14 protein-coding genes are annotated in these 20,276 nt (G+C 67.8%); 8 read left to right on the top strand and 6 right to left on the bottom strand.

The genetic code is table 11. From position 1 onward, the window contains the following. Window position 1: 1 nt before the first annotated feature. Together DEO45_RS04360 and DEO45_RS04355 are read right to left on the bottom strand one after the other, a co-directional pair. Complete coding sequence (locus DEO45_RS04360; RefSeq protein ID WP_114341064.1) at window positions 2–1,102, bottom strand: homocysteine S-methyltransferase family protein; 1,101 nt, start codon at window positions 1,100–1,102, stop codon at window positions 2–4. A 44-nt stretch (window positions 1,103–1,146) separates the two neighbouring features. Next, complete coding sequence (locus DEO45_RS04355) at window positions 1,147–2,076, bottom strand: ArsR/SmtB family transcription factor (protein ID WP_114341063.1); 930 nt, start codon at window positions 2,074–2,076, stop codon at window positions 1,147–1,149. A 132-nt stretch (window positions 2,077–2,208) separates the two neighbouring features. Here DEO45_RS04355 and DEO45_RS04350 point away from each other — a divergent pair, with 132 nt between their 5' ends. Beyond that, entirely contained in the window at window positions 2,209–3,369 is a 1,161-nt protein-coding gene (locus tag DEO45_RS04350) for an acyl-CoA dehydrogenase family protein (protein ID WP_114341062.1), read from the top strand. 174 nt (window positions 3,370–3,543) lie between these two features. Here the strand turns inward: DEO45_RS04350 and DEO45_RS04345 are convergent, their stop codons facing one another. Continuing rightward, window positions 3,544–6,723, bottom strand: coding sequence for a multidrug efflux RND transporter permease subunit (locus tag DEO45_RS04345; protein ID WP_114341061.1), 3,180 nt, complete (start codon window positions 6,721–6,723; stop codon window positions 3,544–3,546). Between the two features lie 12 nt (window positions 6,724–6,735). After that, window positions 6,736–7,926 (bottom strand): efflux RND transporter periplasmic adaptor subunit, encoded by a 1,191-nt coding sequence (locus DEO45_RS04340; RefSeq protein WP_114341060.1) that lies wholly within the window; start codon window positions 7,924–7,926, stop codon window positions 6,736–6,738. Between the two features lie 518 nt (window positions 7,927–8,444). Here DEO45_RS04340 and DEO45_RS04335 point away from each other — a divergent pair. The 3 genes from DEO45_RS04335 (at window position 8,445) to DEO45_RS04325 (ending at window position 15,306) form a co-directional block, all read left to right on the top strand. Continuing rightward, window positions 8,445–13,382: an NAD-glutamate dehydrogenase gene (locus DEO45_RS04335; RefSeq protein ID WP_114341059.1), complete on the top strand. Its 4,938-nt coding sequence runs from the start codon at window positions 8,445–8,447 to the stop codon at window positions 13,380–13,382. A 146-nt stretch (window positions 13,383–13,528) separates the two neighbouring features. Next, window positions 13,529–14,290 (top strand): NAD kinase, encoded by a 762-nt coding sequence (locus tag DEO45_RS04330; RefSeq protein WP_114341058.1) that lies wholly within the window; start codon window positions 13,529–13,531, stop codon window positions 14,288–14,290. A 92-nt stretch (window positions 14,291–14,382) separates the two neighbouring features. Next, complete coding sequence (locus DEO45_RS04325; protein ID WP_114341057.1) at window positions 14,383–15,306, top strand: 5'-nucleotidase; 924 nt, start codon at window positions 14,383–14,385, stop codon at window positions 15,304–15,306. Between the two features lie 35 nt (window positions 15,307–15,341). On the opposite strand, the gene DEO45_RS04320 is transcribed toward DEO45_RS04325, so the two are convergent. After that, entirely contained in the window at window positions 15,342–16,247 is a 906-nt protein-coding gene (locus DEO45_RS04320; protein ID WP_114341056.1) for an aldo/keto reductase, read from the bottom strand. A gap of 92 nt (window positions 16,248–16,339) precedes the next feature. After that, on the bottom strand, window positions 16,340–17,215 hold the full coding sequence (locus tag DEO45_RS04315; protein WP_114341055.1) for a DMT family transporter: 876 nt from the start codon (window positions 17,213–17,215) through the stop codon (window positions 16,340–16,342). A gap of 166 nt (window positions 17,216–17,381) precedes the next feature. On the opposite strand from DEO45_RS04315, the gene DEO45_RS04310 reads away from it, so the two are divergent. From DEO45_RS04310 to DEO45_RS04295, 4 genes are read left to right on the top strand one after another with little or no spacing between them, the layout of a single operon-like run. Further along, a complete protein-coding gene (locus DEO45_RS04310) occupies window positions 17,382–18,551 on the top strand; it encodes an acyl-CoA dehydrogenase family protein (RefSeq protein WP_114341054.1) in 1,170 nt (389 codons plus the stop codon). 54 nt (window positions 18,552–18,605) lie between these two features. Further along, complete coding sequence (locus tag DEO45_RS04305; RefSeq protein WP_114341053.1) at window positions 18,606–19,154, top strand: GNAT family N-acetyltransferase; 549 nt, start codon at window positions 18,606–18,608, stop codon at window positions 19,152–19,154. Then, on the top strand, window positions 19,151–19,648 hold the full coding sequence (locus tag DEO45_RS04300; protein ID WP_114341318.1) for a hypothetical protein: 498 nt from the start codon (window positions 19,151–19,153) through the stop codon (window positions 19,646–19,648). Before DEO45_RS04305 ends, DEO45_RS04300 begins: the two co-directional genes overlap by 4 nt. After that, window positions 19,645–20,271, top strand: coding sequence for a glutathione S-transferase family protein (locus DEO45_RS04295; RefSeq protein WP_114341052.1), 627 nt, complete (start codon window positions 19,645–19,647; stop codon window positions 20,269–20,271). Before DEO45_RS04300 ends, DEO45_RS04295 begins: the two co-directional genes overlap by 4 nt. Window positions 20,272–20,276 lie beyond the last annotated feature (5 nt).

Below are 20,276 nucleotides of genomic sequence, written 5' to 3'. Positions count from 1 at the left end.
GTTATGCGGCCTCCGCCTGATCGGCCGAAGGCAGCGCGCGCGGTGGGAGGCCGCGCACTGCCTCGGCGATCGCGAGTATGTGCGCCGGCGTGGTGCCGCAGCAGCCGCCGACCAGGTTCAGCAGGCCGTCGCGGGCGAAGCCGGCGATCACGCCGGCCATGTGTTCGGGCGTCTCGTCGTATTCACCGAACGCGTTCGGCAGGCCGGCGTTCGGGTGCGTGCTGACGTAGCCTTCGGCGAGGTCGGCCAGGGTCTGCACGTGCGGGCGCAGATCCTCGGCGCCGAGCGCGCAGTTGAAGCCGACCGACAGCGGGCGGGCATGCCGCACCGAATAGTAGAACGCCTCGGCGGTCTGGCCGGAGAGGGTGCGGCCAGAGCGGTCGGTGATGGTGCCGGAGATCATCACCGGCACGCGCGTGCCGCGCTGGTGGAACAGCTCGCTCAGCGCGAACAGCGCGGCCTTCGCGTTCAGCGTGTCGAAGATCGTCTCGACCATGATCACGTCGGCGCCGCCGTCGATCAGGCCGCTGGCGGACTCGGTGTAGTTCGCCGCCAGTTCCTCGAAGGTGACGTTGCGGAAGCCGGGGTCGTTGACGTCGGGCGACAGCGAGGCGGTGCGGCTGGTCGGGCCGAGTACGCCGATCACGAAGCGCGGTTTCTCCGGCGTCCTTGCCGTCATCGCGTTGCAGGCGACGCGGGCGAGTTTCGCGCCTTCGAGGTTCAGCTCGTGCGCCAGATGTTGCAGCTTGTAGTCGGCCTGGCTGATGCGGGTGGAGTTGAAGGTGTTGGTCTCGATCAGGTCGGCGCCGGCTTCGAGGTAGGCGTCGTGTACGCCGCGGATGATCTCCGGCTTGGTCAGGGTGAGCAGGTCATTGTTGCCCTTGAGGTCGCAGCCGCCGGGATGTGCATGGGCATGGTCGTCGTGCGCATGCGCGTGACCGTCGTGGCCGTGCTGGAAACGCTCGCCGCGGAAGCCGTGCTCGTCCAGTTCGTGCGCCTGCAGCATGGTGCCCATGCCGCCGTCGAGGATCAGGATGCGTTGGCGCAGCGCCTGCTCCAGCAGGGCGACGCGATCGGGATGGAGCCAGGGCAGGGTACTCATTGCAAATCCTTCTACGAAAACATGGCTTGCGGGCGAGGGCCGGTTCAGGCCGGTTTGCGCGCCAGCAGGCTGATCACCTCGAAGTACGGCGCCTTGCGCTCGCGGCTGAGCCGGTTGCAGCTCAGCACGCCCAGGCCGGCGGCGCGGGCGTAGCCGTCGAGCTGCTCGCCGCTGAATCCGAGGTTGCGATGGTCGAACGGCTCGACCGCGGTGCGGTGGTCGTGCTGGCCCAGGGTCACGGCGAGCAGGCGGCCGCCGGGGCGCAGCAGGCGGGCGGCCTCGGCCACGGCCCTTTCGGGACGCTCGGCGTAGGTCAGCGCGTGCAGCATCAGCACCAGGTCGAAGCGCTGCTCGCCCAGGTCCAGCGCATGCATGTCGCCGCGGACCACGCGCACGTTGGCGAATGCCTTCAGCCGCTTCGCCGCGGCTTCGACCACGCGCTCGCTGGAATCCACACAGACGATCGAATGCGCGTGCGGCGCCAGCAGTTCGGCGGTGATGCCATCGCCGGAGGCGATGTCGAGCACGTCGCCGGTCTCCAGCAGTTGCAGCAGCGAGCGCGCCAGGGTTTCCCAGGTGCGGCCGGGCGAGTAATGGCGCTCCATGTCGCCGGCGACGGTGTCGGCCCAGCCTTCCTCGCGGGCGCGGTTCGCCAGCACGCCGGGCAGCCGCGCCGAATCCTCGCGCAGCAGCGCGTCGTCGATGCTGGCACGCAGCGAGGCGAGCAGGTCATGCTGGGCCGCGTCGCCCTCGTTGTTGGCGCGGTAATAGGCGGAGACGCCGGCGCGGCGGTCGCGCACCACGCCCGCTTCCTTCAGCTTGGCCAGATGGGTGGACACGCGCGGCTGCGCCAGGTGCAGCACCGCGGCCAGTTCGGCCACGGTGAGCTCCTCGTGTTCGAGCAGGGCCAGCAGGCGCACGCGGGTGGGGTCGGCCAGCAGGCGCAGCACGCTGGAAGCGGTGGCCAGATCCATTGGTTATCCCTGTATCGCGATACAAAGATGTATAGGCTAGGCCGGGCTTTGCCATGCGTCAAGCGCGCGTCGTCGGGGCGGCAGGCCATTTCCCGCTAAAATCGGCGGCTCGATTGCCTTCAGGAGCCGCCCGTGGATTTCCGTTTTACCGAAGACCAGTTGTCGATCCAGTCGATTGCCCGCGATTTTGCGCAAAAGCGCATCGTGCCGGTGGCGGCCGAGCTGGACGCGAAGGGCGAGTTTCCGCTGGAGAACATCCGCGAGATGGGCCAGCTCGGCCTGATGGGCATCGAGGTGCCGGAAGCGTACGGCGGTGCGGGCATGGACCCGATCGCCTACGTGCTGGCGATGATCGAGATCGCCGCCGCCGACGCCGCCACCGCGACCGTGATGTCGGTGAACAATTCGCTGTTCTGCAACGGCATCCTCAAGCACGGCAATGAGGAGCAGAAGCAGAAGTTCGTGCGCGCGATCGCCACCGGCGAGGCGATCGGCGCCTATGCGCTCACCGAGCCGCAATCCGGTTCCGACGCCTCGGCGATGCATACCCGCGCCAGCAAGAACGCCGACGGCGACTGGGTGATCAACGGCAAGAAGAGCTGGATCACTTCCGGCCCGGTGGCGCGCTACATCGTGCTGTTCGCCATCAGCACCCCGGGCATCGGCGCCAAGGGCGTGTCGGCCTTCATCATCGACACCCGGCTGCCTGGCTTCCATGCCGGCAAGACCGAACCGAAGCTGGGCATCCGCGCCTCGGCCACCTGCGAGATCGAGTTCACCGACTACGTCTGCCCCAAGGAAAACCTGCTCGGCGACGAGGGCAAGGGCTTCTCGATCGCGATGGGCGTGCTCGACGCCGGCCGCATCGGCATCGCCTCGCAGGCGGTGGGCATCGCCCGCGCCGCGTACGAGGCCACGCTGCAGTGGTCGCGCGACCGCAAGGCATTCGGCCAGCCGATCGGTACGTTCCAGATGACGCAGTCGAAGATTGCCGACATGAAGTGCAAGCTCGACGCAGCGACTCTGCTGACCCTGCGCGCGGCCTGGACCAAGGGCGAGGCCGAGAAGCACGGCGGCCGCTTCGGCACCGAGGCGGCGGTGGCCAAGCTCACTGCGTCCGAAGCGGCGATGTGGATCAGCCACCAGGCGGTGCAGATCCACGGCGGCATGGGCTACTCGAAGGAAATGCCGCTGGAACGCTACTTCCGGGACGCCAAGATCACCGAGATCTACGAGGGCACCAGCGAGATCCAGCGGATGGTGATCGCGCGCGCCGAAACCGGCCTGCGCTGAAGGGCGAGGAGTGAGAGGAAGGCCCGGCACTCCCGTGCCTCCTGCGTACCACTTGCTCCAAGCAAAAAGGCCCCGGTTCGAACTGGGGCCTTTTTGCTGGCTGCTTCAGATGGGTAAGGTGGTGGGGAAGCGGGCTGTCTCTCACTCCTCACTTCTCTTCACTCGTTTCTGCCCTCAATGCCCGCGTCGCGGGTCGGAATCGAACGCCTGCATGCCGTTGCCAGTCGCTGCGGCCGGCGCCGGCGTGTTGCCGTCCAGCTTGTCGCCGAGCAGGCGGCGGACCACCACGTAGAACACCGGGATCAGCAGCACGCCGAGGAAGGTGGCGAACAGCATGCCGCCGATCACGCCGGTGCCGATCGCGTGGCGCGCGTTGGCGCCGGCGCCGGTGGAGATGAACAGCGGGAACACACCGAGGATGAATGCCAGCGAGGTCATCAGGATCGGCCGCAGCCGCAGCCGCGCCGCCTCGATCACGCCGGCGCGCAGCGTCTGCCCATGGGCCTGCTGTTCCACCGCGAACTCCACGATCAGGATCGCGTTCTTCGCGGCCAGGCCGATCACCGTGATCAGGCCGATCTTGAAGTAGATATCGTCGGGCAGACCACGCAGCAGGGTGAACACCACCGCGCCAAGCAGGCCCAGCGGTACCACCAGCAGCACCGAGACCGGGATCGACCAGCTTTCGTACAGCGCGGCCAGCGCCAGGAACACGATCACGATCGACAGCACCATCAGCAGCGTGGCGGCGTTGCCGGAGAGGATCTCCTGGTACGACTGGCCGGTCCAGTCGAAGCCGAAGCCTTTCGGCAGGTCGTTGCTGACCATCCTCTCCATCTCGTTCATCGCCTCGCCCGAGGCGTGCCCGAGCGCCGGCGAGCCGACGATCTCCACTGCCGCGTAGCCGTTGTAGCGGGTCAGCGAGGGTGAGCCCACTTCCCACTTCGCGTGCACCACGTTGGACAGGGGGATCATCGCCGGCGTGCCGGCGGCGGTGGCCTGCGTGCTGGGCGTGAAGAAGTGCTGCAGCGCGTCCGGGCTCATCCGGTAGGGCGCATCGGCCTGCATGATCACGCGCTTCACGCGGCCGCCGTAGGTGAAGTCGTTCACGTAGACCGGGGCCAGCATCAGGCTGACCGCGTTGTAGATGTCGCCCACCGACAGGCCCATCGACTGCGCCTGTACGCGGTCCACGTCCAGCCGCAGCTGCGGGGAATCCTCCAGCGCGTTGGGGCGCACGCCGGTCAGCCGGGCGTTCTGGGCGGCCTTGCCCAGCAGCGTGTTGCGCGCCTGGGTGAGCGCCTCGCGGCCGGCGCCGCTGCGATCCTGCAGGTACATGTCGAAGCCGCCGAACTGGCCCAGGCCCTGCACCGTGGGGATGTTCGCCACGAAGATGCGTGCGTCGCGGATGCCGTGCAGTTCCATGTTCGCGCGCTGGATGAACTCGGCGGCGGTGACGTCGCGCTTGGCCCAGTCCTTGAGCTTGATGAAGGCCATGCCGGCGTTCTCGCCGGCACCGATGAAGCTGAAGCCGGTGACCTGGATGATGCCTTCCACGGCGCTGTCCTTGCCGAGGATGTCGCGCATCTGCGCCATCACCGCGCTGGTGCGCTCCTTGGTCGCGCCGGGCGGCAACTGGATCACCGACAGGGCGTAGCCCTGGTCCTCTTCCGGCAGGAAGCTGCCGGGCAGGCGGGTATACAGGAAGCCGCCGAGCACCGCGATCAGCACGAACACCAGCATCCAGCGCGGCGCATGGCGCACCGCCGTGCCGATGTGGCCGGTGTAGGTGTGGGTGGTCCAGGCGAAAAACTCGTTGAACTTGCGGAACACGAAGTTCTTCTTCTTGTGGTGCTCGGGCTGCAGGAAGCTGGCGCACAGCGCCGGCGTGAACGACAGCGCGAGGAAGGCGGAGAACGCCATCGATACCGCGATGGTCAGCGCGAACTGCTTGTAGATGATGCCCGAGGCGCCCGGCTGCAGCGCCGAGGGGATGAATACCGCCGCCAGCACCACGCTGATCGCCACGATCGCACCGGTGATCTGGCCCATCGCCTTGCGGGTGGCCTCCTTCGGCGACAGGCCTTCCTCGGTCATGATGCGCTCGACGTTCTCGATCACCACGATCGCGTCGTCCACCACGATGCCGATGGCCAGCACCATGCCGAACATGGTCAGCTGGTTGATGGTGAAGCCCAACACCAGCATGCCGAGGAAGGTGCCCAGCAGGGCCACCGGGATCACCAGGGTGGGGATGATGGTGGCGCGGATGTTCTGCAGGAACAGCAGCATCACCAGGAACACCAGGATGATCGCCTCGATCAGGGTGTGCACCACCTCGTTGATCGAGATGTTCACGAACGTGGTGCTGTCGTACGGGCTGAACCAGGTCACGCCCTGCGGGAAACTCGGCGCGATCTCGTCCATCTTGCCGCGCACCGCGGTGGCCACGTTCAATGCATTGGCGCCAGGCAGCAGCTGGATCGCGAAGGCGCCGATCGGCTTGCCGTTCCAGGTGGTGTCGAAGCCGTAGTTGCCGGGGCCGAAGCTGATCCTGGCCACGTCGCCGAGGCTGACCGTGGTGCCGTCCGGGTTCGCGCGCAGGATGATGGCGCCGAACTGCTCGGGCGTGGTGAAGCGGCCCTCGGTGGTGACGGTGGCAGTGAAGCCCTGGCTGGGCAGCGCCGGATCGGCGCCGATCGAGCCGGCGGCGAACTGCACGTTCTGCGCCTTGATCGCGGCCAGCACCTGCGTGGCCGACAGGCCGTAGCCCTGCAGCTTGTCGGGGTCCAGCCAGATGCGCATGGCGTATTCGGAGCCGAACTGCTGGGTGCTGCCCACGCCGGGCACGCGGGCGATCTGGTCGAGCACGCGCGAACCGACGATGTCGTTGAGGCGGTCGCGGTCGATGTTCGGGTTGTCCGACTGCAGCGCCACCACCATCAGGAAGCCGGCGTTGGCCTTGGCCACCACGACGCCCTGCTGGGTCACCTCGGACGGCAGGCGCGGCGTGGCCAGCGCCACCTTGTTCTGCACCTGCACCTGGGCGATGTCCGGGTCGGTGCCGCTCTCGAAGGTCAGCGTGATGCTGGCGCGGCCGGTGGAGCTGGACGACGAGCTGAAGTACAGCAGGTGGTCGATGCCGGTCAGCTGCTGCTCGATCACCTGGGTGACCGTTTTTTCGGTGGTGTCGGCGCTGGCGCCAGGGTAGGTCGCACTCACCGTCACCGAGGGCGGTGCGATGTTCGGGTACGACTCCACGCCCAGGTTGAGGATCGCCAGGACGCCACCCAGCGAAATCAGGATGGCTACCACCCAGGCGAAGATCGGGCGATCGATGAAGAAACTCGGCATGTCCGGACTCCCTTACTTGCCGCGCGCAGGCGTGCCGGCGGCTGCGGCCGGGCCGTGGTTGCCAGCGGCCTGGGGTTTCCAGGGCGAAGCCTTGGCCGGTGCACCTTCCTTCACGTTCTGCACGCCGGACACGACCACCTGGTCGCCCCCGGCGATGCCGTCGGTGACCACCCAGTTGCTGCCGCTTGCGGCGCCGAGGGTGACATCGCGACGCGCGACCTTGCCGTCGGCGCCGACGGTGAACACGTAGGCGCCCACGGTGTCGCGCTGCACGGCAGGTTGTGGCACCAGGAACACCTTGTGCTGCTCGCCGAGCTGCGCCTTCAGCGTCACGTACATGCCCGGCAGCAGGTTGTGCTTCGGGTTGGGGATCTGCGCGCGCAGGTTCACCGCGCCAGTGGCCGGGTCGACCGTGGTGGAGGAGAAGTCGAGCGTGCCCGCTTCGCCGTAGGCGCTGCCGTCGGGCAGGGCGATCTGCACGCTGGCCTTGTTCGGTTCGGCCAGGGTGACGTTGCCGCTGTTCTGCGCGCGGCGCATCTGCTCCACGTCGGCCACGCTCATGGTGAAGTTCACGTAGAGCGGGTCGATCTGGTCGACCGTGGTGAGCAGGGTGGCCTCGCCGTTGCCGACCAGGGCGCCCTCAGTGACCTGCTGCTGGCCGGCACGGCCGTTGATCGGCGAGGTCACGCTGGCGTAGCCGAGGCTGATGCGTGCGCTCTGCACGTTGGCACGTGCCGCCTGTACCGCGGCGGCCGCGGTGCGCTCGGCGGCTTGCGAGTTGTCCAGGTCGGACTTGGAGATGTAGCCCTTCGGCGCCAGGTCGCGGGCGCGCTGTGCGTTGATCCTGGCGTTGGTGTAGGTGGCCTGGGCCTGCGCCAGCGAAGCCTCGGCCGCGCTCAGCGCCGCCTTCAGCGGGGCCGGGTCGATCTGGAACAGCAACTGCCCCTGCTTGACATCCGTGCCTTCGGTATAGGTGCGCTTGAGCAGTACGCCGGCCACGCGGGCGCGCACGTCGGCGCTGCGGTAGGACGACAGGCGGCCGACCAGGTCCTTGGTCAGCGGCGAGCTTTGCGGTTGCACCTGGATCACGCCGACTTCCGGTGGCGGCATCTGCGGCGGGCCCTGCTCCTTGCCTTTGCCGCAGGCAGTCAGCGCCAGCAGGCTCAGGCACAACATGGGTGTGCTCAGTGACGAGAACTTCATGGGAGCTCCGGAAACGTGTTTGAACGGGGATGGGGGATGCCGGGGTGCGCTGCGGCGTTACCGTGGACGGAATACTGCATCGCGTTCCGTGTGTCTTGTGTCATAGGTTGGGCGGGCCGCGGACGGTCGTGCTTCGAACCGCGCCGCCGTTCCGCAAAGTGCCATGCCATGCCGTTCGCACGGCAAGACTATACCGATCAGTTTACATTTTATCGGTGCCATGAATCCAGTCATTGACAGATGGCACGACGATCTGAGCACGTCCGCTGCAGACCATGGACGCGGAGTGCGCGGGGCACGTGGTGGAACATTGCCGGCGTCCGCTGTTCCCTCGTGACGCTCGCGTGTGTCGACAGGCGTTAGGCACCTTCCTGAATCATCCATCGCGGCCCGCATGACCATGCCCATGCGCATGGTCATGCGGGCCGGCGCGGCTGGATTCACCTGGTCGCCCAGCGTATCCTTCCAAGGCTTTGTTACCTGCCTTCCCCCATCGTCTCCACCAACCAGAAGATGCCATGAATGCAATCCCTGCAGCGAACGACCCTTCCCTTCCGTCAGTAGTGCTCGCAGAGCTGAAAAAGGGCGGTTTTTCGCCCGAGCGCCTGAGCCAGGCGCAGGTTTTCTGCGAAGCTTTCTTTGCACGTATCGGGGGCGGCGACGCGCATCTGCACACACCGGTGCAATGGGCGGCGCTGGTCGGCAGCCTGCTGGAATTCATGCAGCAGCGCCGGGGCGGTCATGCCAGCGTGCGCGTGCTCAGTCCGGAGGACGTGCATGCCGGCCGCAGCCTGCTGCAGATCGTCACCGACGACATGCCGTTCCTGGTCGACACGGTCAGCATGATCGTCGCGGCGAAGCTGCAGATCCACGCGGTGATCCATCCGGTGCTGAAGGCGACGCGCGACGCTTCGGGCCGGCTGCTGGGCCTCGGCGGCGAATCCGGTGCGGCCGAATCGGTCATGCATTTCGAGATCGACCGGGTCGCCGATGCTGCCGAGCAGGCGCAGCTGGCCACGCAGGTCGAGACCGCGCTGGACGACGTGCGCGCCGCGGTGGGCGACTGGGCGGCGATGCGCGACAAGGCGCTGGCGATCGCCAGCGACCTGCCGCAGCGCAGGCTGCCGCTGGACGCCGCCTCGGTGCAGGAGGCCGGCGAGTTCATGCGCTGGGTCGCCGCCGACAACTTCACTTTCCTCGGCTACCGCGAGTACGAAGTCACCGACGCCGACGGCGACCGCGTGCTGCGTGCCATCGACGGGTCCGGCCTGGGCATCCTGCGCAACAACGAGCGCTCGATGGCGCCGCGCTCGCTGCGCACGCTGGCGGCCAGCGAGCTGCCGCAGTCCGGCTCGACCGACGCGATCATCCTGACCAAGACCAATGCGCGCTCGCACGTGCACCGTCCGGGCTACATGGATTACATCGGCGTGCTGCAGTTCGACGTCAACGGCCGCGCCAAGGCCGAACAGCGTTTCCTCGGCCTGTTCTCCTCCAACGCCTACATGTCGCGTCCGCAGGACGTGCCGCTGGTGCGGCACAAGGTGGAGGCGGTGCTGGCGCGTTCGGGCCTGAAGCGTGATTCGTACTCCGGCAAGTCGCTGCGCCACGTGCTGGAGACCCTGCCGCGCCAGGAGCTGCTGCAGAGCACCGAGGACGAGCTGTTCGCCACCGCGATGGGCATTCTCGAGCTGCGCCAGCGCGCGCATACGCAGCTGTTCATGCGCCGCGACCGCTACGGCCGTTTCTTCACCTGCATGGTGTTCGTGCCGCGTGACCGCTTCAATACGTCGGTGCGCGAGCGCATCGAGGCGATGCTGGGCGCTGCCTTGCACGCCGAGCAGATCGACTCGTCGGTGCAGATGGGCGAGGCCGCGCTGGCGCGGCTGCACATCGTGCTGCGGCCGAAGATCGGCGACCAGCCCAGCTACGACCTCGCCGAACTGGAGCAGGGTGTCGCCAGCATCGTGCGCAACTGGCACGACGAGGTGCGCGACGCGCTGGTGCAACTGCGCGGCGAGCATGAAGGCGTGGTGCTGGCCAACCGCTACGCGCGTGCGCTGCCGGCCGGCTACGTCGAGGAGGTGAGCCCGCAGGTGGCCGCCGAGGACGTGCATCAGTTGTCGCAACTGGTCGGCGACAACGCGCTGCGGATGTCGTTCTACCATCCGCCTAAGGCGCCCGAGACGCTGCGTTTCAAGGTCTACCGCTCGGGCGGCGACATTGCGCTGTCCGAAGTGCTGCCGCAGCTGGAGAACCTGGGCCTGCGCGTGCTCACCGAGCATGTCTACGACGTCGCCGGCGAGGCGTCGCTGTCGATCCAGGATTTCGAGGTGCAGCCGGTCGGCAAGCTGACTTTCAGCGTGGAGCAGGTGGGCGCGCTGTTCGAGGATGCGTTCGAGCAGATCTGGCGCGGCAACGCGGAGAACGACGGCTTCAACCGGCTGGTGCTGGGCGCGAAGCTGAGCTGGCGCCAGGTGGCGATGCTGCGCGGCTACTGCAAGTACCTGCTGCAGACCGGCGCCACCTTCTCGCAGTCGTACATGGAGGAAACCCTCAACCGCTACCCGGCGGTCGCCGGCCTGCTGGTGGAGCTGTTCCTGGCCAAGTTCGATCCGCGCCGCGAGGCGCTTTCCGCCGACGAGCTGAAGGCCGCCGGTGCGACCCTGGCCGCCGAGATGCTGGCGCTGATCCCGGCCAGCGTGCAGGTCGCGCAGCCGGGCCTGATCGGCGAGCTGAGCGCGTCGTTGTCGAAACCGCGCGACCAGCAGGTCCAGGCCGTCGAGAATGCGATCGGCATCCTGCTGGAGAACGTGGCCAGCCTCGACGAGGACCGTATCCTGCGCAGCTTCGTGAAGCTGATCCGCGCCACCCTGCGCACCAGCTTCTTCCAGCAGTGGGACGGCGCGTACCGCGACTACATCAGCTACAAGCTCGATTCGCACAAGTTGCCCGACCTGCCCAAGCCGGTGCCGTACCGCGAGATCTGGGTGTGCGCACCGCGCGTCGAAGGCATCCACCTGCGCTTCGGCGCGGTGGCGCGCGGCGGCCTGCGCTGGTCCGATCGCCGCGAGGATTTCCGCACCGAAGTACTGGGCCTGGTCAAGGCGCAGATGGTCAAGAACACGGTGATCGTGCCGGTGGGTTCCAAGGGCGGCTTCTTCGTCAAGAAGGCGCCGGCGATCACCGGACAACCGAGCGACCGCGACGCGCAACTGGCCGAGGGCATCGCCTGCTACCGGCTGTTCATCAACGGCCTGCTCGACATCACCGACAACCTGGTCGAGGGCAAGGTGGTGAATCCGCACGACGTGGTGCGCCACGACGCGGACGACCCGTACCTGGTGGTGGCCGCGGACAAGGGCACCGCCACGTTCTCCGACATCGCCAATGCGATCTCGATCGAGCACAACTACTGGCTCGGCGACGCCTTCGCCTCCGGCGGCTCGCACGGCTACGACCACAAGGGCATGGGCATCACCGCGCGCGGCGCGTGGGAGTCGGTGAAGCGGCACTTCCGCGCTCTCGGCCGCGACAGCCAGAGCCAGGACTTCACCTGCGTCGGCATCGGCGACATGTCCGGCGATGTGTTCGGCAACGGCATGCTGCTGTCCGGGCACACCCGCTTGCTGGCGGCGTTCGATCATCGCCATGTATTCCTCGACCCGAACCCGGATGCGGCGCGCACGTTCGTCGAGCGCCAGCGCATGTTCAAGCTGCCGCGCTCGAGCTGGGACGACTACGACAAGTCGCTGATCTCCGCCGGCGGCGGCGTGTACCCGCGCAGCGCCAAGTCGATCCCGATCTCGCCGGAAGTGCGCGCGGTGCTGGGCCTGAAGCCCGACGTCGAGCAGATGGCGCCGACCGACCTGCTCAGCGCGATCCTTAAGGCGCCGGTGGACCTCTTGTGGAACGGCGGCATCGGCACCTATGTGAAGTCCTCCGCCGAAACGCACGCCGACGTCGGCGACCGTGCCAACAACGCGCTGCGCGTCAACGGCGCCGAGTTGCGCTGCAAGGTCGTGGGCGAGGGCGGCAACCTGGGCTTCACCCAGAAGGGCCGCATCGAGGCGGCGCAGAAGGGCGTGCTGCTCAACACCGACTTCATCGACAATTCCGCCGGCGTGGACACCTCCGACCACGAGGTGAACATCAAGATCCTGCTGAACGACGCGGTGCAGCGCGGCGAGCTGAGCTTCGACGCGCGCAACACGCAGCTCGCCGCGATGACCGACGAAGTGGCCCAGCTGGTGCTGTGGGACAACTACCGGCAGAACGAGGCGATCACCCTGATGGAGCACCAGTCGGTGCACCGCCTCGGCTCGATGGCCCACTTCATCCGCACGCTGGAGGCCGAAGGCACGCTCGACCGCCAGGTCGAGAACCTGCCCAGCGAGGCCGAACTGGCCGAGCGCAAGAGCCGCGGGCTGGGCCTGACCCGGCCGGAACTGGCGGTGCTGCTGTCCTACGACAAGATCCGCCTGTTCCAGCAGCTGCTGGACTCGGACGTGCCGGAGGATCCGTACCTGTCGAAGGAGCTGGTGCGCTACTTCCCCGTGCCGCTGCACGAGAAGTACGCCGCGCATATGCAGCGGCATCGCCTGAAGCGCGAGATCATCGCCACCGCGGTGACCAACTCGACGATCAACCGCATGGGCGCCACCTTCATGATGCGCATGCAGGAAGATACCGGCCAGGGTCCGGCGGCTATCGCCAAGGCATACACCGCGGCGCGCGAGATCCTCGAGGCGCGCGAGCTGTGGGCTCAGATCGAGGCGCTGGACGCCAAGGTCGCCGAGGATACCCAGGTCGATGCGATCAAGCAGATCTGGTCGCTGCTGCGGCACATGACCCGCTGGCTGCTGAACCGTCCGGGCGGCTCGCTGGACATCGCGGCCAATGTCGCGCGCTACCAGTCCGGCGTATCGGCGCTGCGCAAGGCCCTGCCGGGCGTGCTGACGCCCACCGGCCAGGGTGACTTCTCCAGCAGCCAGGAAAAATGGGAGGGCCTCGGCCTCCCCGCCGAGCTGGCGTTGCGGCTGGCCCGCATGCCGGAGCTGCGTGCCGCGCTGGACATGGCCGACGTGAGCCAGCTGAGCGGCCAGCCGATCGAGAAGGTCGCCGGCGTGTTCTACGAGCTGGGCGAGGCGCTGGACCTGGAGTGGCTGCGCGACCAGATCGAGGCGTTGCCGGTGGAAGGCCACTGGCACGCGCAGGCTCGCGGCTCGCTGCTGGACGAGCTCAACCACCAGCACCGGGCGCTGGCGCAGCAGGTGCTGAACCTCGGCGGCGACAGCAAGGGCGTGTCGCCGGTGCAGGCCTGGCTGCAGCGCGACGATGCCACGCTGCAGTACACCCGCAGCATGCTGGCCGAGATCCTCACCCAGAACGCCGACTACCCGATCGCCTCGGTCGCGGTACGCCGGCTGGCCCAGCTGGCGCAGGTGCCGGTCTGAGCTTGCGGCGCGTCGTTTCCGCGGCCTGACCCTGCATCCGCCCTCCTGCATGCAGGGGAGGGCGGGTGCATGCTTGAAGATCGGAGTAGGGCGCAGCCATCGCTCTGTCGTACTCTTGGGGCGTCTTCCGCCAACCGGGGTTTCCGATGCGCTTTGCCTTCGTCGCCAGTGAGGTCAGCGTCGCGCAACAGGCCTGGCGCAGGTTGGTGGAACGCTACGGCGACGTGCCGCCGGAGCAGGCCGAACTGATCGTGGCGCTGGGTGGCGACGGCTTCATGCTGCGCACCCTGCATGCCTATCGCGCGCTGGAACTGCCGGTGTACGGCATGAAGCTGGGCCGGGTCGGTTTCCTGATGAACAAGCACCGGCTCGACGGGCTACCGGAGCGCATCGCGCGCGCACATGCGGCGACACTGTTCCCGCTGCAGATGGAAGTCACCGACGTGGCCGGCAACCAGCACAGCGCGCTGGCCTTCAACGAGGTCTCGCTGTTGCGCCAGAGCAACCAGGCCGCCCACCTGGAGGTGCAGCTGAACGACACCGTGAAGCTGCCGAACCTGGTCTGCGACGGCATCATGGTGGCCACGCCTGCCGGCTCCACCGCCTACAACCTGTCCGCGCATGGGCCGATCCTGCCGCTGGACGCGAACGTGCTGGCGCTCACCCCGATCAGCCCGTTCCGTCCGCGTCGCTGGCGCGGCGCGATCCTGCCGCATCGCACCGAGGTGATCCTGCGCGTGCTCGATCCGGGCAAGCGCCCGGTCAGCGCCACCGCCGATTTCCACGAGGTGCGCGATGTGCGTACGGTGGCGATCCGCCAGTCGGGCGGGCAGGGCGTGCGGCTGCTGTTCGATCCCGAGCACAACCTGGAGCAGCGCATCCTCGACGAGCAGTTCGCGGCGGAATGAATGAGCAGAAGCGAGTGAAGAGGGGTAAGAAGCGAGAGACGGCAGGCTCCGGCTTTTCTCTCACTCCTCGCCCAATGAGCTAGATTCACGCCATGTCCCAGCCAGCCATCCACGATCCTTCCTCCACCACCGACAACCGCCTCGTGGTGGCGATTTCCTCGCGCGCGCTGTTCGACCTGGGCGACAGCCACGCACTGTTCGAGCGCGAGGGCCTCGACGCCTACCGCTCGTTCCAGATCGACCATGAGAACGAGATCCTCAAGCCCGGCGTGGCGTTTCCGCTGGTGCAGAAGCTGCTGGGGCTGAACAGGCTGGCCGGTGACGTGCCGCCGGTCGAGGTGATCCTGCTGTCGCGCAATTCCGGCGATACCGGGCTGCGCATCTTCAACGCGATCCAGCACTACGGCCTGGAGATCAGCCGCGCCGCGTTCACCAGCGGCGCGCCCACGTCCGATTACATCGCGCCGTTCAGGGCCGACCTGTTCCTCTCCGCCAACGCCGAGGACGTCGGGCGCGCGCTGGCCGCCGGCGTGGCCGCGGCGACCATCCTGCCCAGCACCGCGCCGCCGCGCGCCACCGAGCAGCTGCGCATCGCGTTCGACGGCGACGCGGTGATCTTCGGCGACGAGGGTGAACGTGTGTCGCGCGAGGAGGGGCTGGCGGCGTTCCACCGCAACGAGACCGAGCATGCCGCCGAGCCGCTGTCGGTGGGCCCGTTCCGTGGTTTCCTCACCGCGCTGCACCGCCTGCAGACCGCGTTCCCGGCGGAGGACTCGCCGATCCGCACCGCGCTGGTCACCGCCCGTTCCGCCCCCGCGCACAAGCGGGTGATCCTCACCCTGCGCAAGTGGGGCGTGCGCATCGACGAGGCGCTGTTCCTCGGCGGCCGCGACAAGGGCCCGTTCCTCGATGCGTTCGGCGCCGACATCTTCTTCGACGATTCGCCGGCCAACGTGGAGTCCGCGCGCAAGCACGTGGCGACCGGGCACGTGCCGCATGGCGTGAGCAACCGCTGACAGGTTCCGGAACCGCCAGCGGGCGGCCGTGGCCGTCAGGGTACGGCGTGCCCCTTGCTCGCCGTCCAGATCGCGTACCAGTCCTCGGTATCGAGCTTGACGTCGAGTGCGGCGACTGCCTCGCGCAATCCGTCGATCCGGCCGCTGCCGGTGATCGGATGCGGGCGCGAGGGGTGGCGCAGGATCCAGGCATAAGCCAGGGTGGCGAGGCTGATGCCGAGGCGCGCGGCGATGGCGTCCATTTCGGTGCGCAGGCGCACGGCCTGTTCGTCCCGGCTGGTGAACAGCCGGCCGCCGCCCAGCGGCGACCAGATCATCGGGCGCAGTCCCAGTTGCTGGGCCTGGTCGAGCGTGCCGTCGTCGAGCGCGTCCATCGTCAGGGGCGACAACTCGACCTGGTTGGTCGCCAGCGGGTGATGCCGGTGGAGCAGGGCGAACTGGCTGGCGGTGTGGTTGGACACTCCCCAATGCGCCACCTTGCCTTCGCGGGTCAGCGTGGCGAACGTGTCGGCGAGTGCCGCGGCTTCCATCAGGTAATCCGGCCGGTGGATCAGCACCAGGTCCAGCCGCTCGGTGTGCAGGTTGAGCAGCGACCGCTCCACCTGCGCCCGCACATAGGCCGGCGAGGTGTCGTAGTGGTTGATCCGGTACGGCCGCTGCGCCGAGCGCAGGCGGATGCCGCATTTGGTCACCAGCTGCATGCGACCGCGCAGCGCCGGTTCGACCTTCAGCGCCTCGCCGAACAGCGCCTCGGCGCGGTAGTCGCCGTAGATGTCCGCGTGGTCGAAGCTGGTGATGCCCAGTTCCAGCGTCTGCTCGATCCAGCGCAGGCGCTGCTTGACGTCCAGCTTCCATTCGGCGAGGCGCCACAGCCCCGCCACGACGGGCGAGAGCCGGACCGGCGGGGGCGAGGGACGATCGCTGGCAGCTTGTTCCGGCATGGAGGGGGATCAACCGATGGGTGCAGCAGTGTGCCAAGCCATTGTCCCGGCAACAAGGCATGGGGCACGGGCGGATGGCCGTCCGGGGACAACTAGACGATGCGGGCCCGTTTCCACCACCGCGTCACCTGTTCCTCGCGCACGAAGGTGAACAGGCCGGCACCGAGGATGATCGCGATGCCGATCGCCATCGGCCAGTCCAGTGGGTCGTGGAACAGCACATAGCCGAACAGCACGGCCCACAGCATCTGGCTGTACTGGGTCGGCGCGACGTGATTGGCGGGCGCCTTCTGCGTGGCCAGCATCAGCAGCACGGAGCCGAGCGCGGCGAGCAGGCCGTAGCCGAGCAGGAGCAGCCACTGGTCGAAATCCGGCCAGCGGAAGCTGGCCAGCATCATCAGCCCGGCGACCAACATCGAGCCGATCATGCCGGCACCGTACAGCGTCACCCGCTTCTCATGCGCGCCGGACAGGCGCAGCGCGATCATCGAGACGGCGCCGGAGAGTCCGCACACCGTGGCTGCCAGGTGGCCGATGCCGAGTGCGCGAAAACCGGGCCGCAGCACCACCAGCACGCCGATGAAGCCCGCCACCACGGCCGACCAGCGGCGCCAGCCGACGTGCTCCTTCAGCACCAGCACCGACAGTATGGTGACGAAGATAGGCAGCAGGAAGATCAGCACGAACGCCTCCGCCATCGGCAGCGCGGTGAAGGCGACCACCGCCGCGATGCTGCCGACCGCGCTGGCGGCGGCACGCACCAGCCACAGGCCCTGGCGCTGCGCCAGCACCACGTCCCGCCAGCGGGCGTCGGCGCCCTTGATGAACGGCAGCGCGGTCAGGCCCAGCGCGGCACCGAAGAACACCGCCTCGTAGGCCGGCAGCGAGCCGCGCAGCGACTTCACGAACGCGTCGCTGATGGCGAACGCGGCGAAGGCCATGAAGCCGAGCAGGACACCTTTGAACATGGGGTTTCCGTGGGAAAACGTGAAGCGCGGGATGAGAGCGGAAGATGGGGCCGGGCAAGGCGAGGCCCAACGCGGGCCGTACGCGTCCGTCGGGTACGCGGCGGCCTGTGCGGCAACATGGCACGCGCTACAATACCGGCTTTTACGCCCCCTCTCCGGAGCTTCCATGGCTGTCAGTCTGAATCCGCTCGATCTGTACGACGTCCGCTCGCTGCTCACCGACGAGGAGCGCATGGTGCAGGACACCGTCGGACGCTTCGTCGACGAGCGCGTGCTGCCGATCATCGGCGACTGCTTCGACCAGGGCCGTTTCCCCAAGGAGCTGGTGCCCGAGATCGCCAGCCTCGGCCTGCTCGGCGCCACCATTCCCGAGAAGTACGGCTGCGCCGGCATGAACGGCGTGAGCTACGGCCTGATCTGCCAGGAGCTGGAGCGGGGCGACTCGGGCCTGCGCAGCTTCGCCTCGGTGCAGAGCTCGCTGTGCATGTACCCGATCTACGCCTACGGCAGCGAGGAGCAGAAGCTGCACTACCTGCCGAAGATGGCGGCCGGCGAGGTGATCGGCTGCTTCGGCCTGACCGAGCCGCACGGCGGCTCCGATCCGGCCAACATGAAGACCCATGCGAAGCAGGACGGCGGCGACTGGGTCATCAACGGCGCCAAGATGTGGATCACCAACGGCAACCTGGCGCACATCGCGATCGTGTGGGCGCAGACCGGGGACGGCATCCAGGGCTTCATCGTGCCGACCGACACCAAGGGCTTCACCGCGCAGGAAGTGCACAAGAAGATGAGCCTGCGCGCCTCGGTCACCAGCGCGCTGTTCTTCGACAACGTGCGCGTGCCGGACAGTGCGCGACTGCCGAACGTGAAGGGGCTGAAGGGTCCGCTGGGCTGCCTGACCCAGGCCCGCTACGGCATTACCTGGGGCCCGATCGGCGCGGCGCAGGCGTGCCTCAAGGAAGTGCTCGACTACACCGCCGAGCGCATCCTGTTCGGCCGCCCGCTGGCCTCGAACCAGGCGATCCAGCTGAAGCTCGCCGACATGGCCCGCCGCATCACCACCGCCCAGCTTCTATCGCTGCAGCTGGGCCGGCTGAAGGACGCCGGCAAGATGCAGCCGACCCAGGTCTCGCTGGCCAAGTGGAACAACTGCCGCATGGCGATCGACATCGCGCGCCAGTGCCGCGACATCCTCGGCGGCGCCGGCATCACCACCGAGCACGGCGCGATCCGCCATGCGCTGAACCTGGAATCGGTGATCACCTACGAGGGCACCGAAACCGTGCACGAGCTGGTGGTGGGCCGCGAGCTGACCGGCATCAACGCGTTCTGATTTCCTGGCGCTTCTTCCATTGACGGGAGAAGACTGCGTGAGGGTGGCGAAGGCATGACACATTTCGGCCCGATGCTGGAAACCGACCGTTTGATCCTGCGCCCGCCACGGGTCGAGGATTTCGACGGTTTCGCGGAACTGCAGGGCAATGCGGATGCGGCCCGTTTCATCGGGGGGCAGGTGACGCGGCCGGAGGCGTGGCGGCGTTTCCTGTGGCAACCGGGCGCGTGGCTCGTGCAGGGCTTCGGCATGTTCGGCGTGATCGAGAAAGGCAGCGGCCTGTGGATGGGCCAGATCGGGCCGTGGAAGCCGGAAGGCTGGCCGGGCAACGAGATCGGTTACGCCTTCCATCCACGTGCCTGGGGCAAGGGCTATGCCACCGAAGCCGGCACCGCCGCGATCGACTGGGCCTTCGACAACCTCGGTTGGGACGACCTCATCCATTGCATCGATCCCGGCAACGTCGCCTCGCAGAACGTGGCGAAGCGCCTGGGCTCAACGATGAAAGGTCCGGGCAAGCTGCCACCTCCGTTCCAGGAGGTGGCGATCGATGTCTGGGGGCAGACCCGCGAGCAGTGGCGCCAGCGCCGCGCACGGTCATGAATGTGGCTGCTCGGGTCGATCCGGTGACGGCATGGCAGCAGGCACTCGCCGCGGCGATCCCGGACCTGCACCGTCATTGCCGTGATCCGTGGATGCTGATCGGCAGCGCCGCGGCGCGACTGGCCGGTGCCGAAGTGGCGGTGGCCGACCTCGACGTGCTGACCAGCGTCCGCGACGCGGACACTCTGATCGGGCACTGGCAGGCAAGACGCGATGAGACCTGGGTGCCGCCCTCCGCGGAGCGCTTCCGCTCGCGTTTCGCCCGGTTCCTTTTCCCCGGCCTGCCGGTGGAAGTGATGGGCGGCCTCGAACTGTGCGGCGAACGCGGCTGGAAGCCGGTGCGGATCGGCGAGGTCGTCACGGTGGACGTGGCCGGCCTCGCGGTGCCGATTCCCGCAGTGGTGGAACAGATCCGCGTGCTGGAAAGTTTCGGACGTCCCAAGGATCTGCAGCGCGTGGCGCTGCTGAAACAACTGAGTAGGGAAAGGCCATGATCACCATCTACGGCATGCGCGCCTCCGGCAACTGCTACAAGCTGCAGTTGCTGCTGGACCAGCTGGGCCGCGACTACCGCTGGGTGGACGTGGACAGCGCGCACGGCGAGACACGCACGCCGGACTACCTGGCGAAGAACCCGAACGGCAAGGTGCCGCTGCTGGAGCTGGAGGACGGCCGCCGGCTGGCGGAGTCCGACGCGATCCTGTGCTACCTCGCCGAAGGCACCGCCTACTGGCCGAATGGATCCGGGCCCGAGGATGCCTGGCTGCGCGCGCAGACGCTGCAGTGGCTGTTCTTCGAGCAGTACAGCCACGAGCCGTGCATCGCGGTGGCGCGCTTCATCCGCGGCTGGCTGCCGTCCGACCATCCGCGCCAGGCCGAACTCCCCGCGCTGCTGCAGAAGGGCGCGCAGGTGCTGGCGGTGATGGAACGGCATCTGGCCGGGCGCGACTGGTTCGTCGGCGAGCGCTACGGCGTCGCCGACATTGCGCTGTATGCGTACACCCATTGCGCCGGCGACGGCGGTTTCGACCTGTCCGCCTTTCCCAACATCCGTGCGTGGCTCGATCGCGTGCGGGCACAGCCGGGCCATACTCCGCTGCAGCATCTACCGCTGTAGGAACA

Source organism: Rhodanobacter denitrificans (assembly GCF_003335105.1).
Classification (GTDB): Bacteria; Pseudomonadota; Gammaproteobacteria; order Xanthomonadales; family Rhodanobacteraceae; genus Rhodanobacter; species Rhodanobacter denitrificans_A.
This window is presented reverse-complemented; position numbering and strand designations above follow the sequence as displayed.